Genomic DNA, 15,732 nt, shown 5'->3' with positions numbered 1-15,732 from the left:
GTTCGGCGGCCGGTGAACCCAGCGGTGGCGCCGAGGAGTTCGACCAGTTCGACGACGAGGCGGGCGGAGGCGGAGGCGGGGGCCGGACCCCGGGCGGCGCTGACGAGGCGGACGCGGGGGCGGCGGCTGGGGCGCCGGAGGACGAGGCGGACGCGGGGGCGGCGGCCGGGGCGCCGGAGGACGAGGCGGGCGAGGACGCGCCGGCCGGTGGCCGGACCCGGAGCGGGGCCGGCGGGGCGGGCGACGCGGGCCGGGGGCGGGCCGACGGTCCGGAACGGTCCGATGACGTGCCGCATGTGCTGTACGTGCGGTTCCATCCCGCGCCCGGGGAGGACGTCTATCAGGGCCTGCTCACCCTGCTCGGGGAGCTGACGCCGGTCGTCGAGGCGCTGCCGCCCGATGCCGCGCTGGCCGATGTGCGGGGTGCGCTGCGGTACTTCGGGCGGGACGCGGCCGGGCTGGCCGGGATCGTACGGGTCCGGGCGCTGGCCCGGTACGGCGTGGACTGCACCGTCGGCGTCGCCGCCAACCCCATGCTCGCCCGCATGGCCGCCCAGGAGTCCGACGCCTCCGGCCCCGAGGGCGGCCGGGCCGGCCGTGCGGCCGGTTCCGTCCGTACCGTTCCCGGCGATCCGGATGCCGTGGCCGCGTTCCTGGCCCGTAAGCCGCCCACCGCCCTGCCCGGGGTGGGCCCGGCGACCGCGCGCACCCTGAGTGCGTACGGGCTGGACAGCGCCGCACGGATCGCCGCCGCGCCGCTGTCCACCCTCCAGCGGATCCTCGGCGTGGCGACCGCGCGCCGCGTCCACGCGTGGGCGCGCGGTGTCGACCCGGCGCCGGTCACCCCGAACGCCCCCGCCCGTGCGATGGGCGCGGAACACCGCTTCCGGCACGACGAGCTGGACCCGGTCCGCAGGCGCCGCGCGCTGCTCACCCTCGCCGACGGGCTCGGCGTCCGGCTGCGCACCAGCGGCCAGGTCGCCACCGCGCTCAGCCTCACCGTCCGCTACGCCGACCGCTCCACGACCACCCGCTCCCGCACCCTGACCGAGCCGACCGCGCACACCCCGGCGCTGACCACCGCCGCGTACGCGCTGCACGACGCGCTCGGGTTGCAGCGGGCCCGGGTGCGGTCGGTGGCGCTGCGCGTCGAGGGGCTGGTGGATGCCGAACTCGCCCCGCACCAGCTGACGTTCGACCCCGCCGACGAGAAGTCACGCCGCCTGGAGGCCGCCGCCGACCGGGCCCGCGCCCGCTTCGGCGACTCCGCGATCCGGCCCGCCGGGTTCCTGGACGTGGCGTGAAAACGGCGTAAACGTTCCTCCGAAGGTGAACACCCTGGTCGGCCTCGCCGCGGACGACTGACGCCTGGCCGCGCGTGGATGAGCGCCCTGCCTCGTTCCGTACGGGCAGGGCGCGCCGTCCGCCGGGCTGCCGGGTGTTACCCGGTCACTCGGTGACGAGCTCGACCTCGAGGTTGCCCCTCGTCGCCTTGGAGTACGGGCACACCTGGTGCGCCTGCTCGACCAGCTTGCGGCCGGTCTCGTTCTCGAGCTCGCTCGGCAGCTCGACGCGCAGCGTCACCTTGAGCCCGAAGCCGCCGTCCGCCTCGTCCTTGCCGATGCCGACCTCCGCGGTGACGGAGATGTCCTTGGTGTCGACCTTGGCCTGGCGGCCGACGAGGCCGAGCGCGGACGCGAAACAGGCGGCGTAGCCCGCGGCGAACAGCTGCTCGGGGTTGGTGCCCTGGCCGCTGCCGCCGAGGGCGGGCGGCATGGCCAGCGGCAGGTCGAGCTGTCCGTCGGAGCTCACGGCCCGGCCGTCGCGTCCGTTGGCCGTGGCCACCGCGGTGTAGAGCGCGTCCATGAAGACCATCCCTTTCGTGTTCCGGCAGTCGGAGGGAGGCGGGTGCTCGGTGCGCCCTGCCTCCGGACGGAAGTACAGCACACAATTAAGTTGCGCACAACTAAAGGGTACGCTGGATACATGCCGCATCAGCCCGACCGCACGACCGACCGCACCACCGCCCCGGAGGCGCCGCTGCCTCCCGCCGACGAGCTGCTCCGGCTCGACCGGCAGCTCTGCTTCGCCCTGCACGCCGCCTCCCGCGCCTTCGACGGCCTCTACCGCCGGGTGCTGCGCGACACGGAGCTGACCTATCCGCAGTACCTGGCGATGCTCGTGCTGTGGGAGCACGGGGAGATGCCGGTCAAACGGCTGGGGGAGTTCCTGCGGCTGGACTCGGGTACCCTCTCGCCGCTGCTCAAGCGGATGCAGTCGGCCGGACTCGTCCAGCGCGAGCGCAGCGCGCACGACGAGCGCTCGGTGACGGTCCGGCTGACGGCGGAGGGGACGGCGCTGAAGGAGCGCGCCCAGGTCGTCCCCCTGAAGGCGATCGAGGCCAGTGGCCTCGACGCCGAGGAGGCGATCGATCTGCGGGCGCGGCTGCTGCGGCTCACGGCGGCCCTCGACGCGGCGCTGGCCGACGACGAGCTCTAGACGGGCCCCTGTCGGAGTGACGAAACGCGGATAGCCGGTCCCGGGGTTGCCGTAGGCCCCGGAACCGGCTCCGCTTCATCGGCTCCGTTTCGGCGTTGGCGCCTCGGCGCCGGCGACAGCCTCAGCCGCGGCCGCGGCGTACGGCCTTGCGGCGGTTGCCGACGGCGAACAGCACGGCCGCGCCGGTGGCGAGGACCGCGGCGCCGCCGAGGGCCATGGGGGTGGTGGAGCCGTCGCCCCCGGTCTCGGCGAGCCGCTGCCCGTCGGCGGCGCTCCCGTCCTGTCGCGGGCCGGTGCTCGCGGCCATGGCCTCGGCGCTCTTGGCCTCGGCACTCTTGGCCTTGGTGTCCGTCCCCTCCGCGCTCTCGTCCGCCGTCTTCGGCTGCTGGGTGGCCTCGGCGCCGCCGTCACCGCCGTGCCCGTGGTGGTCGACCGTCGACTTCTCGGCGCCCTCCGCTATCTGCGTGTCATCGGGCGCGACGGCGGCGGGTGCGGAGTTCGTCCCCGTCCCGGCCGCGTCTCCGCCGAACGTCACGTCCGAGCAGGTGTAGAACGCCTCCGGGCTGTCCGAACGCTGCCAGATGCTGTAGATCAGATGGCGGCCCGACTTGTCGGGCACCTTCCCCGTGAAGACGTAACTGCCGTTCCGCAACGTGGGGTCGGTGACCTTGGCGAACGGCTCCGCCTCCAGGTCGGCCCAGGTCAACGGCTTCGTCGGGTCGTAGCCGTCCTTGGTGATGTACAGCTCGAAGCTGCCCCGGTGGGGCGCGGTGGCCCGGTAGCTGAAGGTGTGCTCACCGGCCGTCATGGCGGTGGCGGGCCAGTCGGCGCGCGGCAGGTCCAGGCCCTGGTACTTGTCGCGGCCCGCGCTGCACAGTTTCCCGTCCGGGATGATCTCCTTGTGGCGCCCGGCGGCGTCCGGGATGTTGACCTCGTTCCAGTCGTAGAGCGCCTGGGTGCCGCCTGCCGCGACGGCCGCCTTGCAGGCCGCCGAGTCCGGGCTCTCCGGCCCCTCCGCGAAGCATGCCGACACCCGGCTGACCGGGTCCGTCATCGAACCGTGCGCGGAGGCCGGGTCGGCGCTCAGCGCGATGAGGGCGAGCGGCACCGTCCCGAGCACGGCGATGCGGGCGGTTCTGCGGCGAGCGGTAGCACGAGCGGTCATCGTCGGGGACTCCTTCGGTGGGGGTGACGCGGAGCACGCTAGCCCCGCCCACCGGCCGGTCCACCGCACTTATGGCGCCGTTAAGGAGCAGCTCAGGCGGAGCTGAGACTGGGCCGGTCCTGGGCCGGTCCCGGGGGTACTCAAGGTGATCGCCGATGGTTGCGCAGGCTCGGCAGCGTGGAAAGGTGACACACATGACCGGAACGAACTCACCCCGCGTCTCCCGCGCCTCCCGCCTCTCCCGCGCCTCGGCCCGTGAGCTGATCGAGGCCGTCGTCGACCCCGGCAGCTGGTACGGCTGGGACGAGCCGGTGGAGATCACCACGGAGGACCCCGACTACCGGGCCGACCTGGAGCGGGCCCGGGAGCGCACCGGGCTGGACGAGTCGGTCATCACCGGTGAGGGGCGTATCGAGGGGCGCCGGGTGGCGCTGGTCGCCTGCGAGTTCCGCTTCCTGGCCGGTTCGATAGGCGTCGCCGCGGGGGAGCGGCTGGTACGGGCCGTGGAGCGGGCCACGGCGGAGCGACTGCCGCTGCTGGCGGCACCGGCGTCGGGCGGGACCCGGATGCAGGAGGGTACGGTCGCGTTCCTCCAGATGGTGAAGGTGGCCGCGGCGATCACGGACCACAAGGCGGCGGGCCTGCCGTACCTCGTGCACCTCCGCCACCCCACGACCGGCGGCGTCCTCGCCTCCTGGGGCTCCCTCGGCCACGTCACCGCCGCCGAGCCGGGCGCCCTCATCGGCTTCATGGGCCCGCGGGTGCACGAGGCCCTGTACGGGGAGGAGTTCCCGCCCGGTGTGCAGAACGCCGAGAACCTGATGCGCCACGGCCTGATCGACGCGGTCCTCCCGCTGAGCCGCCTGCCGGGCGTGGCGGCACGCGTGCTGAGGGTTCTCTGCGCGGGCGACGCCGCGGCCGGCCCCGCCACGGGTCCGGAGACCGGGGCGCCCCCGCCCTCCGCCTCCGCCTCCGGCGCCGGGCCGGAGGCGGAGGCGCTCGGGCCAGGTGCGGACACCGCGTCCGGGCCCGCCCCCACGGCGGGTGCGGCACTCGCCCCCGACCAGCCGAGGGACGCAGGCGGGGCCTCCACCGGGTCCGCGCCCGGCACACCGGGTGACGCGCCTGGTGGGACGCCGGGGCGACGTGGGGATGTCGCGGCCGGCTGCGGCCCGACGGTCGCTCGTGGCGCCGATAGTGGTGAGGCGGAGGCGTTCGGTGGTGGCGCGGGCCGGTGGGATCCGCAGGCCGGGTCCTCGTCGGCCGTTCACGGGCACGTGGTGCCTGGTGGGCGCGGCGCCGAGCGGGACGCGGGTGGTGCCGATGCCGTGGAGGCGGGGTCGGCAGCCCCGACGCCGGTCCCGCCCTCCGGCGCTCTGCCCGGGGCGGGAGCGGGCGGTCGGCGTGGGGATGTCGCGGCCGGGGCTGGCGCGTCGGTCGCGCGTGCCACCACACCGGAGGCGGCCGGGGGCGGCGGGGGCGTGGGGGCCGAGCACGATCAGGCCGGGGCCACTGCCTTCGCCGGGGCGGGAGGGGGCGGCGGGGCACCCGACGACGCGGAGGTGGGGGCGGCGGTGCCGTCCGCCGAGGAGTCGATCCGGGCGTCGCGGCGGGCCGAACGGCCCGGTCTGCGGGATCTGCTGCGGGTCGCCGCCGAGGATGTGAGCTCGCTCAGCGGCACGGGGGCCGGCGAGCACGATCCCGGCTTGTTGCTGGCGCTCGCCCGCGTCGGGGGGACGCCCTGCGTCGTCCTCGGCCACAACCGGCGCAGTGCCCGTAAGGGCGACACGGCCGACGGGCCGGGGGAGGGGCAGGCGCTGGGGCCGGCGGGGTTGCGGACCGCGCGGCGCGGGATGCGGATCGCCGCCGAGCTCGGGCTGCCGCTGCTCACCGTCATCGACACCGCGGGCGCCGCGCTCAGCCGCGAGGCCGAGGAGGGCGGGCTCGCCGGGGAGATAGCACGGTGCCTCGCCGACATGGTGACCCTGCCCGCGCCCACCCTCTGCCTGCTGCTCGGCCAGGGCGCCGGTGGCGCCGCGCTCGCGCTGCTGCCCGCCGACCGGGTCGTCGCGGCGCGCCACGCCTGGCTGTCGCCGCTGCCGCCGGAGGGCGCCTCCGCGATCCTCCACCGCACCACGGAGCGGGCGTACGAGGTCGCCGCCCGCCAGGGCGTACGCTCCGCCGACCTCCTCGCCCAGGGCATCGTCGACCGGATCGTGGAGGAGGACGGGGAGGCGGACCGGGAGGCGGACGGGGACACCGCCCGGACCCCTGACGCTTCCCGCACCGCCGACGCCTTCCTCGGCCGCCTCGGCCGTCTCCTGGGCGACGAACTCGCCGCGCTGCGCGCCCAGGACCCGGACGAGCGGCTCACCGCGCGCCGCGTCCGCCAGCGCGGCATCGGGCTACCCCGTTGACGGACCACCTCGTCGACGCCGGGGGGTGACGCGGAGGGCCGACGCGGAGGGCCGATGCGGAGGGGCGATGCGGAGTGGTGACGATCGTTGACGGCTAATCAGGGCCAAACGGGCGGACCGGGCCGTCGAATTAGCAAGATTAGGCATGCCTAACCTAATCTCGGGCCGTGAACGAGAATGATCTCGACGCGGCGTCCCGGCCGTCCTCCTCCCCTGCCTCGGGGCCGCCTCGGCTCCACCTCCTCGCCCTCAACCCCACCGACTCCGTCACCGAGGGCTTCCTCCCCGCGGCGGCCCGGCTCGGCCTGGCGGTCACCCTCCTCACCGACCAGCCCGACGCCCATGAACGTGCCTACGGACGGCGGCGCGCCCCGTTCCCCGCGCTCGATGTCGTCCCCTGTGAGGTGCGGGACTTCGCCGAGGTCATCAGCCGTATCGCCGCCGAGGGCCGTCCCCACGCCGTCTTCACCAACAGCGACCACCTCCAGACCCAGGCCGCCCTCGCCGCCGCGTACTTCGGCCTCCCCGGCAAGGACTGGCGCGCCGCGCTGCGCACGAAGAACAAGGCCGAACTGCGCCGCGCCCTCGCCGCCGCCGGCCCGGACGCCGCCGACCCCGTCTGGTCCGCCGAACTCGCCACCGGGCAGGACCCCGCCACCCTCGCCGGACTCGACGCGCCCTACCCCTGTGTGGTCAAACCACGCGAGGGCGTCGCCAGCGAGGACGTCGTCCTCGTCGCCGACGCGGACCAACTGATCCGGCGCTGCCGGGAGATCCGCGCCCGGCGGCCCGGGGCCGCGCTGGTGATCGAGGAGTTCCTCGAGGGCGAACTACGCACCCTGGAAACGCTCGGCGACGGCCGCACCCTGCATGTCCTGGGCGCCTTCCGCACCGAGCTGTCGCCACCCCCGCACTTCATCGAGGAACGGCTGCACCTGCTGCCCGCCCCGCCCCCGCAGCCGCACACCGACCAGGTGCTGGCCCAACTACGGGCGCTCGGTGTCGGGTTCGGCGTGTGCCACACCGAGTACGTCGTCCAGGGCGACCGGGCGCGCCTCATAGAGGTCAACTACCGTGCCATAGGCGACCAGTGCGACCTCGTCCTCGCCGAGCTCCTCGACATCCCCCTGTTCGAGTACATCCTCCGTACGCACCTGGGCGAGCCGCTGCCGGACGACCTCGGCGCACGGACCGACGGCCGGGTCCGCATGGAGTACGTCATGGCCGACCGGGCCGGACGGCTCGCGTCCGCCCCTCCGGCGAGTGTGACCGAACGCGACGGCGTACGGCTGGACTACCGGCCGCTGCGCGGAATCGGCGAGGAACACCCGCTCCACCGCACCAACCGCGACTTCCTCGGCGTGCTCCGGGCCACCGGCACCGACCAGGGGCGGATCGACGCGGCGGTGGCGGAGTTCCTCGCGGCCCACCGATGGGAGATCGTGTGACAGCGGAAACAGCGGAAACAGCGGAAACAGCGGAAGAGGAGCGGGAGCTTCTCGGACGGGTGCTCGACACGCTCCTCCGAGAGGATGCCTACAAGCTGCGCAGCCGCGCCCGTACGGTGCGGCGCGCCGACGGCGACTGGCTGCGCATCGCGCTGGAGGGGGGCGAGAGCGTGCTGCTGCCGGTGGAACCCGAGGGCTTCCAGTGCGCCATCCGCGCCCGCCGCCCGCCCCGACTGGTACCCGCCCCCTCGCGAGACGCGACTGTGGGGGGCGCGGGTGCGAGTGGCGCGACTGTGGGTGGTGTGGGCGCGGGTGCGGGTGGCGCGGCCGTGGGCTGTGCGGGCGCGGGCAGGGCGTCGGGTGCCGCGGTTGGGGGCGGCGCCGGGGACGCCGCCCCCTCGGCCGGGCCCGGCCCGGCCGCCGGGCCCGGGAACCGCGCTCCCGGAGGTCGCGTTCCCCGGGCGCCGGGCGCCCCGGCCGGGCTTGGGCCGCTCGGCGTCTCGGGTGAATCCGGGTCGCTCGGCGTCCCCCGTGTCCCCAGCGCCCCTGGCACTTCCGGTGTCCCCGGCGTTCCCGTCGTCCCCGGCAGTTCCGGCGCCCCCGGCGCCGCCGCCGGGCCCGGAGCTGGGGGCAGTCCCGTCGACCATCCCGTCCGCACCGCACCGCTCACCGGCCTCGACGCCGTCCTCGGGCGGCTGCGGGCGGCCGTTCCGGTCGACGACCGCGCGCTGTACGACGTCTTCGTCACCGAATGCCACCAGGCCCTCGACGCCATGCGGCTGCACACCCGCGTCCGGCCCGCTGTCGTCGCCGACCTGGCCGCGCGCCACGGTGAGCGGTGGACGGGGATGTCCGGGGCGGTGGCGTATGACACGCTCGCCGCCTTCCGGGACCACCCGGTCTACCCGACCAGCCGGGGCCGGGCCGTCTTCACCGAGGACCAATTACGCGCCCACGCCCCCGAGTTCCACCCCACCTTCCCGCTGCGCTGGCTCGTCCTCCCCCGCGAGGCGGTCAGCGGGGACCTGGCACGGCTGCCCGTCTGGTGGCCGACACCCGGTGAGCTGGGGCTCGATCTCGGGCTCGATCTCGGACCGGGGAAGGGGACGGCCGACGGGTGGCTGACCTTCCCGGTGCATCCGCTCACCGTCGGCCGCCCGCTGGAGACCGCGCTGCGCACGGCCGGGCTGGAGGGTGCCGCCCGGCTCGCCGACCGTGGTCTGCTGGACGTACGGCCCACCCTCTCCATGCGGACCGTGGCCGTCGCCGACGACCCCCTCGTCCACCTCAAGCTGCCGCTCACCACCTCCACGCTGGGGCAACGCAACCGGCGGTCCATCAAACCCGGCACCCTCACCGACGGTGAAGTGGCCCAGCGGCTCGTGGAAGCCGTGATCGAGCGCGAGCCGAGGTTCCGCGCCACCGTGCTGCTCGCCGACGAGACCACCCATCTGCACGCCGGGCACGAGCTGCTGGCCACGCTCGTGCGCCGCTACCCGCCCGGTCTGGAGAACGCCACGATCGTGCCGCTGGCCGGGCTGCTCGCCCCCGCCCCGGACGGCACGCTCGTCATCGACGGGCTCGCCGAGCGCCACTACGGCGGTGACGTCCTCGCCCTGCTCGACGACTACTTCACGCTGCTGTTCGACTTCCACACCACCCTCTTCGGGTACGGCATCGCGCTGGAGTCCCACCAGCAGAACACCTCGCTGGTCTTCGAGGAGGGGTGTGCGGTGCCCCGGCTGCGGCTGCTCATCAAGGACCACGACGGCCCCCGCGTCCACGCGGTACGGCTCGCCGCCGTGATCGGCGGCGGACCCGCCGCCGACCTGTGCGGCTTCGACGACCGCAGAATCCTGACGCCCGGCGACGGCCCGGTGGCCGATGTGTTCACCACCATCACCGTCCATCTGTGCGCCGCCGCCCTCGTCTTCGAACTCGCCCGCCTTGGCCGGGCCCCGCTCGACACCCTGTTGCGGCGGCTGCGTGACCGGCTCACCGAGGCCGTCGACCGGCTCGCCGCCACCCGGCCCGGGACGTCCGCCGCCCTGCTGCGGGCGCGGGTGCTGGAGGCGGCGCGGCTGCCGGTCAAGGCGATGGTCACCGCCGGCACCCTGTTCACCAAGGAGCACTCGGGCGCCGCGGACATCAACAAGCACTACGTCACCGGGCCCAACTATCTGCTGCGGGGAAGCGGCAGATGACCGGCGCGCCCCGACCGGCCCACCTTCTCCGTACCTCTCCCACCCTCCACCCCGCACCTCCCTCCGCACCCTCCTCCGCCCCCGCTGGAGCCGCCTCATGCCCATGACCTCCTCGCCCGCCGCGGCCGTGGCCTCCGCCGACCACGTGACCGCCCACACCCTCCTCAACTGTCTGCTCCGTGAGGTCTCGGGGCCGGAGCACCAGACCGCCGTGGCCGACGGGTGGCTTCGGCTGAGGCTGCCGCGCTGCGGGGCGCTGCTGCGCGTCCGGCTGCGGCGCACCTCCCTCATCGGGGCGCACCGCTTCACCGGGCCGGTCAGCGAACAGCGCGACGGCACCTGGACCGAGATGTCCTGGCGCGAACTCGCCGAGCGCATCCACCGGGAGCTCCAGCTGCGCACGGGTGTGCACAACGACGAGTTCCTGGACCAGGTCACCTCCAGCCACGCGGGCATGACGGCGGCCCTGGAGACGGCGGAGGAGCGGGACCGGAACCGGGACCGGGACACCCCACCCGCCGCCGACAGCGCCCATGACACCCAGCGCGCCCATCTCGCCTATCTCGCCTCCGAGCAGTCCCTGCTCTTCGGCCACCGCTTCCACCCCACCCCCAAGGCCCGCACCGGCAGCGCCGACTCCTGGTCGCGGTTCGCCCCCGAGGCCGGGGCGCGCTTCCCGCTGCGCCACCTCGCCGTACGCCACGCATACGTCCGCGAGGAGTCCGCGCGCCCCGGGGCCCTCGCCGCGCTGGACCGGCAGCGCCAGGTCCCCGAGGGCTACCGCCTGCTGCCCGCGCACCCCTGGCAGTACGCCATGCTGAGCGAGCACCATCTGCTGCGGGCGGCGATCGGCCGTGGCGATGTGCTGGACCTCGGGCCCGGCGGCCGGGACTTCGCGCCGACCGCGTCGGTCCGGACGCTGTACGACGGCCGGGACTTCCTCAAGTTCAGCCTGAACGTGCGGATCACCAACTGCCTGCGCAAGAACGCCGACTACGAGCTGTCCGGCGCCGTCGCCCTGACCCGGCTGCTGGAACCGGTCGCCGCCGACCTCGCCGCCCGCTTCCCCGGCTGCGAGCTGCTGCGCGAACCCGCGTACCGGAGCCTTGACCTCGGCGGTGAGCAGCAGCTGACCGAGGGCTTCGGGGTGATCGTCCGCGAGGGGCTGGCCGCCCGGCTGCGGCCGGGGCTGACCGCGGTGCTCGCGGCGGCCGTCGCCGATGAGTACCCGACCAGCGGCGCCCAGATCTCCCGGCTCCTCCCCGGCGCCGGTCCCGACCGGCTCGCCGCCTGGTGGCAGGCGTATCTGGACCTTCTCGTACCGCCCGTGCTGGCCGCCTACTTCGACCACGGCGTGGTGCTCGAACCCCATCTCCAGAACGTCGTGATCGGCGTGGACCCCGCCGACGGCACCCCCCGGCAGGTCCTCTTCCGCGACCTGGAGGGCACCAAGCTGGTGCCCGAGCAGCACACCGCCGCGCTCGCGGCGCTGCCCGAGGCCGTGGCCCGCCCGCTGACGTACGAGCGGGAGCGCGGCTGGGACCGGGTGGTGTACTGCCTGCTGGTCAACCATGTCGCCGAGATGGTGGCCGCCCTCGCCGACCGCTGTCCGCGTCTGGAGCCCGCGCTGTGGTCGGCGGTCCGCCGGGTGCTGTGCGAGCGCTCCGCGGCCCACGATCACCCGCCCGCGCTGCGCGCCCTCGTGGCGGGTGTGCCGCTGCCCGCCAAGGCCAACCTGCTCACCCGCTGGGCCCGTCAGGCCGACCGCCACGCGGGCTATGTCCGTATCGCCAGCCCGCTCGCCTCCGCCCTGCTGTCCGAGGCGGCGCACGTGTCGGAGGCGGCGCATGTGTCGGAGACACCCCATGCGTCGGAGACACCCCATGCGTCGGAGTCGACCCACGCCTCGAAGACGACTCACGTGTCGAACACGACCCAGGTGTCGGAGTCGACCCACGTGGCCGAGGCGGCCCATGCCATCCACCCCGGGAGCAGCCGTTGATCACCACCCCCGTCCACACCCTCGCCACGGCGCTGACCAGCGACGACCTCCCCGCCTACGTCTACGACCTGGCCGCGCTCCGCGCCCACGCACGCGCCGTACGCGACGCGCTGCCGCCGGGCCTGGAGCTCTACTACGCCGCGAAGGCCAATCCGGCCCCGCCCGTCCTCCGGGCGCTCGCGCCCCACGTCACCGGCTACGAGGTCGCCTCCGGCGGTGAGGTGGAGCATGTCCGCGCGGCCGTGCCCGGGATGCCGCTGGCCTTCGGCGGACCGGGCAAGACCGAGGGCGAGCTGCGCCGGGCGCTGACGCTGGGCGTGGAGCGGTTCCATGTGGAGAGCGAACAGGAGCTGCGGCTGCTGGCCAGGGCGGCGGAAGACGCGCGAGCCGGGAACGTGAGGGCCGGGGACACGGGGGCCGGGGACGTGGACGTCCTGCTGCGCGTCAACCTCCCGGTGCCCGGTGACGAGCTGGGCGGCGCGGCGCTCGCCATGGGCGGCCGCCCCAGCCCCTTCGGCCTCGACCCCGAGGCCGTGGAGCACTGCCTGCCCCTGTTCACCCGCGCGGGCCCCCTCCGCCTGCGCGGCATCCACGCCCATCTCGCCAGCGGCCTCGACGCCCCCGCCCAGGTCGCGGTGGCCGCCGTGATCGCCGACTGGACGCGGAAGCTGTCCGAGCGCCACGGTCTGGCGCTCACCGAGGTGAACGTCGGCGGCGGGATGGGGGTGGACTACGACCACCCCGACCGCCGCTTCGACTGGGCCGCCTACGGCAAGGGCATGGCGGACCTCGCCCTGCGCCACCCCGGCCTCACCCTGCGGATCGAGCCCGGCCGGGCGCTGACCGTCCACTGCGGCTGGTACGTCACCGAAGTGCTGGACCTCAAGCACAGCGGGGGTGAGGCGTTCGCGGTGCTGCGCGGCGGCACCCACCACCTGCGCACCCCCGCGACCAAACAGCACGACCAGCCCTTCCAGGTGCTCCCCGTGGACACCTGGCCCCGACCCTGGGCGCGCCCGGCCGTACGGGAGGAGCCGGTCACGCTGGTCGGCCAGCTGTGCACCCCCAAGGACGTCCTGGCCCGCCGCGTCCCGGTCGCGGAGCTACGGGCGGGGGACCGCGTCGCCTTCGCGATGGCCGGTGCGTACGCCTGGAACATCTCGCACCACGACTTCCTGATGCATCCGCATCCGGGCTTCCACTACCTGGACGAATGAGCCTGCCCGGCGGACGGGCCTCAGCCGGACACCGCACGCAGCGCGCCGGAGCAGCGGCCCGTCAGTCGGTCCAGGGCGGCGGCCGAGGCGTCGTCGGCGGGGATGTGCACCACCAGGCGCTGATCGTCGTCGGCGGGCAGCTCCATCGTCTCGTACGCGAGGCGGAGTTCCGTCCTCGGCGATCGGCCCGTACTCCTCCTCGAACCAGTCCACCAGCTCCGGCAGCCCGTCCCGAGTTCGTCCTGTCACCATGCGTGCGCCTCGGTCTCACAGGTGGTGGCCACTGAGAACGACTACGCTGAGAGCGCACCGCACCCGAAGGAGGCTCTCGGTCATGACCGCGACCCACGATCGTCCGCAGATGCTGCCGGAGGAGTTCGAGGAGTACGCGCGGCTGGCGGCCCGCGTGGCGGAGGGAGTGCGGTGGGAGTTCATCAACGGGAAGATCGGGGTCACGCCGGTGCCGGACGGCGATCACGGGCGGATCATTCAGTGGCTGGCGCGGATCTGCATCCAGGCCCATCCCGAACTGTGGCTGCACGACCAGGGCCTCAAAGTCGAGACGTACCGCAATGGCCATGCGCGCCCCGACGGGACGCTGGCCCACAGTGACGCGTTCGTCGGCCAGGGGGAGTGGGCCGATGCCGACTCCGTCCTGATGGTCGTGGAGGTCACCTCCTACGACTCCGACACCGACCGCAGGGATCGGGTGGAGAAGCCACGGGCCTACGCCGAGACGGGCATTCCGGTCTACCTGCTGGTCGACCGGGAGGCCGGTGAGGTCACCGTGTTCAGCGAGCCCGACGGCGTCCGCTACGAGTGCACCAAGACCGTGCCGTTCGGTAAGCCCCTCACGCTGCCCGCGCCGGTCGGCGTCACGCTCGACACCGAGCCGCTCATGGGCTGGGTGCGCTGAGATCCCTGGCTGCGGCGGGTACGCGGCGGCCTGCCATCATTCCGTGGCATGTACACCGTTACCCTCTGGGAGTTCGCCGCGCTCGCGGCGGCGGCCATACTCGTCGGCTTCTCGAAAACCGCCGTCAGCGGCGCCAACACCGTCAGCCTCGCGATCTTCGCGGCGGTGCTTCCGGCCCGGGAGTCGACCGGTGTGCTGCTGCCCCTGCTGATCGTGGGTGATGTGCTCGCCGTGAGCACCTATCGGCGGCACGCACACTGGGGGACCCTGGGGCGGCTGTTCCCGGCGGTCGCGGCCGGGGTCGTGGTGGGGACGGTGTTCCTGCTGTGGGCCGGGGACGCGGCGGTACGGACGTCGATCGGGGCGATCCTGCTGCTGATGGCGGGCGTCACGCTGTGGCGACGGCGCACGGCGGCACGTGCGGAGACCCCGGCGGTCCCGGCGGCCCCGGACACGGACGGGGCGGGCGCACGGCTCAAGGCCGGTTCGTACGGTGTCCTCGGCGGCTTCACGACGATGGTGGCCAACGCGGGCGGCCCGGTCATGTCGCTCTACCTGCTCTCCGCCGGCTTCCGGAAGCTGGGTTTCCTGGGCACCTCGGCCTGGTTCTTCCTGATCGTGAACGTGGCCAAGGTGCCCTTCAGCGTCGGCCTCGGCCTGATCGACGCCCGCTCCCTGTCGCTGGACGCGCTGCTGGCGCTCTTCGTCCTGCCCGGTGCGTTCATCGGCAAGGCGTGCGTGGACCGGATCAACCAGAAGCTCTTCGAGCGCCTGGTGATCGCGGCCACGGTGCTGGGCGGACTTCAGCTGCTGCTGCGGTGAGGACTCTTCAGGCTCGCTATGAAGGTGCTCCAGGAGTCGTTCGGGAATATGAGGACGGGCCCGTCGGGATTCTTGGAGTCGCGGACGGGGACGATGCCGGGGAGGTTGTCGGCGACCTCCACGCATTCGCCGCCCCCGTTACTGCTGTAGCTGCTCTTGTGCCACGAAGCGGTTCTCAGGTCTGGGGCGGTTCCCATGAGGTCCAGTCCTTCATCACGGCTCGGATCACCGCCTCGGAGTCGAGGGGCGAGAGGGCCATTGCCCTGAGCAGATCGTAGTTCTTCCGGCGCTCCGCAACTCGGTCCCGGTCCTCGATGAAAGTCCCGAAGCGGCTGCCTTCTTCATAGGCCAGCAGTGGCTCGTTCGGCAGCGTGTAGAGCAGCAAGGAACCGCCCGCCTCCACGTGCTGGCCCGCCCTGAACGGCAGGACCTGAATGGTTACGTAGGGCTGCGTCCCGCGCTCAAGGAGGGACGCCATCTGGCGGCGCATCACGTCAGGTCCGCCCGCCGCGCGGCGCAATGCCGCCTCGTCCACGATGAACCAACAGTGCGGTGGCCGTGGTTCGGCCAACCGCGCCTGTCGAGCGATGCGGGCCTTCGTCCACGCCTCGATCTCCGCCTCGGGAGCGAACCGGTTGCCGATGCGTAGCGATGCCTTCGCGAGTTCGGGAGTCTGGAGCAGGCCAGGGATGGTTGCGCACGCGTATTGCTCGATGGCGACCGCGCGCTTCTCAACTTCCACCACACGGCGCAACTTCGACGGATACGGCTCGTTCTTCGCCAGCGCATAGATTCGCGCGAACATGCCGTCCGTCCCAAAGCACGCGTCCAGCTTGGCCGGAAGGTCGTCGTACGGCAGGGACTCCGCTGCCTCGATCCGGGCCAGGTGCGATTTGCTGTAGTTCAGCACCTCTGACAGCCGCCGCAGCGACATGTCCGCCTTCTCGCGGTGGCGGCGGATCTCCGCGCCGAAGAGGTCACGTGCGGAGCGGTCGGGAAACAGTTCGCGTGGCTGGAACGTCATCGGTCCATCCCCTTTCGT

At 73.7% G+C, this 15,732-nt stretch carries 14 protein-coding genes; 9 read left to right on the top strand and 5 right to left on the bottom strand.

Annotated features, from left to right (window positions below):
* Positions 1 to 287: 287 nt before the first annotated feature.
* On the top strand, positions 288 to 1,304 hold the full coding sequence (locus N6H00_RS09520; RefSeq protein WP_268976890.1) for a DNA polymerase Y family protein: 1,017 nt from the start codon (positions 288 to 290) through the stop codon (positions 1,302 to 1,304).
* Between the two features lie 145 nt (positions 1,305 to 1,449).
* On the opposite strand, the gene N6H00_RS09515 is transcribed toward N6H00_RS09520, so the two are convergent.
* A complete protein-coding gene (locus tag N6H00_RS09515) occupies positions 1,450 to 1,866 on the bottom strand; it encodes an organic hydroperoxide resistance protein (protein WP_311035029.1) in 417 nt (138 codons plus the stop codon).
* 120 nt (positions 1,867 to 1,986) lie between these two features.
* Here N6H00_RS09515 and N6H00_RS09510 point away from each other — a divergent pair, with 120 nt between their 5' ends.
* Positions 1,987 to 2,499: a MarR family winged helix-turn-helix transcriptional regulator gene (locus N6H00_RS09510; protein ID WP_268971156.1), complete on the top strand. Its 513-nt coding sequence runs from the start codon at positions 1,987 to 1,989 to the stop codon at positions 2,497 to 2,499.
* A gap of 121 nt (positions 2,500 to 2,620) precedes the next feature.
* Here N6H00_RS09510 and N6H00_RS09505 read toward each other — a convergent pair whose 3' ends face one another.
* The gene (locus N6H00_RS09505) at positions 2,621 to 3,664 is read right to left on the bottom strand and encodes a lytic polysaccharide monooxygenase (protein ID WP_268971155.1); all 1,044 of its coding nucleotides are present in this window, start codon (positions 3,662 to 3,664) and stop codon (positions 2,621 to 2,623) included.
* A gap of 194 nt (positions 3,665 to 3,858) precedes the next feature.
* Between N6H00_RS09505 and N6H00_RS09500 the strand changes: the two genes are divergently transcribed.
* From N6H00_RS09500 to N6H00_RS09480, 5 genes are all read left to right on the top strand, one after another.
* The gene (locus N6H00_RS09500) at positions 3,859 to 6,081 is read left to right on the top strand and encodes a carboxyl transferase domain-containing protein (RefSeq protein ID WP_268971154.1); all 2,223 of its coding nucleotides are present in this window, start codon (positions 3,859 to 3,861) and stop codon (positions 6,079 to 6,081) included.
* 167 nt (positions 6,082 to 6,248) lie between these two features.
* The gene (locus N6H00_RS09495; protein WP_268971153.1) at positions 6,249 to 7,529 is read left to right on the top strand and encodes an ATP-grasp domain-containing protein; all 1,281 of its coding nucleotides are present in this window, start codon (positions 6,249 to 6,251) and stop codon (positions 7,527 to 7,529) included.
* The gene (locus tag N6H00_RS09490; RefSeq protein WP_268971152.1) at positions 7,526 to 9,733 is read left to right on the top strand and encodes an IucA/IucC family protein; all 2,208 of its coding nucleotides are present in this window, start codon (positions 7,526 to 7,528) and stop codon (positions 9,731 to 9,733) included. Before N6H00_RS09495 ends, N6H00_RS09490 begins: the two co-directional genes overlap by 4 nt.
* Before the next feature lie 97 nt (positions 9,734 to 9,830).
* A complete protein-coding gene (locus N6H00_RS09485) occupies positions 9,831 to 11,735 on the top strand; it encodes an IucA/IucC family protein (RefSeq protein WP_268971151.1) in 1,905 nt (634 codons plus the stop codon).
* Positions 11,732 to 12,952: a type III PLP-dependent enzyme gene (locus tag N6H00_RS09480; protein WP_268971150.1), complete on the top strand. Its 1,221-nt coding sequence runs from the start codon at positions 11,732 to 11,734 to the stop codon at positions 12,950 to 12,952. Before N6H00_RS09485 ends, N6H00_RS09480 begins: the two co-directional genes overlap by 4 nt.
* A 20-nt stretch (positions 12,953 to 12,972) precedes the next feature.
* Here N6H00_RS09480 and N6H00_RS09475 read toward each other — a convergent pair whose 3' ends face one another.
* Positions 12,973 to 13,098, bottom strand: a complete 126-nt coding sequence (locus tag N6H00_RS09475; RefSeq protein WP_443072920.1) for a hypothetical protein — start codon at positions 13,096 to 13,098, stop codon at positions 12,973 to 12,975.
* A 188-nt stretch (positions 13,099 to 13,286) separates the two neighbouring features.
* On the opposite strand from N6H00_RS09475, the gene N6H00_RS09470 reads away from it, so the two are divergent.
* Together N6H00_RS09470 and N6H00_RS09465 are read left to right on the top strand one after the other, a co-directional pair.
* On the top strand, positions 13,287 to 13,868 hold the full coding sequence (locus tag N6H00_RS09470) for a Uma2 family endonuclease (RefSeq protein ID WP_030833228.1): 582 nt from the start codon (positions 13,287 to 13,289) through the stop codon (positions 13,866 to 13,868).
* 48 nt (positions 13,869 to 13,916) lie between these two features.
* The gene (locus N6H00_RS09465; RefSeq protein ID WP_268971149.1) at positions 13,917 to 14,690 is read left to right on the top strand and encodes a sulfite exporter TauE/SafE family protein; all 774 of its coding nucleotides are present in this window, start codon (positions 13,917 to 13,919) and stop codon (positions 14,688 to 14,690) included.
* On the opposite strand, the gene N6H00_RS09460 is transcribed toward N6H00_RS09465, so the two are convergent.
* The gene (locus N6H00_RS09460) at positions 14,672 to 14,887 is read right to left on the bottom strand and encodes a DUF397 domain-containing protein (protein ID WP_268971148.1); all 216 of its coding nucleotides are present in this window, start codon (positions 14,885 to 14,887) and stop codon (positions 14,672 to 14,674) included. The genes N6H00_RS09465 and N6H00_RS09460 overlap by 19 nt on opposite strands.
* Positions 14,866 to 15,714, bottom strand: a complete 849-nt coding sequence (locus N6H00_RS09455) for a helix-turn-helix domain-containing protein (RefSeq protein ID WP_268971147.1) — start codon at positions 15,712 to 15,714, stop codon at positions 14,866 to 14,868. The genes N6H00_RS09460 and N6H00_RS09455 overlap by 22 nt, the downstream gene beginning before the upstream one ends.
* Positions 15,715 to 15,732 lie beyond the last annotated feature (18 nt).

The sequence above is a fragment of the Streptomyces sp. S465 genome (assembly GCF_026898115.1).
Taxonomy (GTDB): domain Bacteria; phylum Actinomycetota; class Actinomycetes; order Streptomycetales; family Streptomycetaceae; genus Streptomyces; species Streptomyces luomodiensis.
The sequence above is the reverse complement of the archived record's forward strand: the minus strand, read 5'-3'. Positions and strand labels throughout refer to the sequence as shown.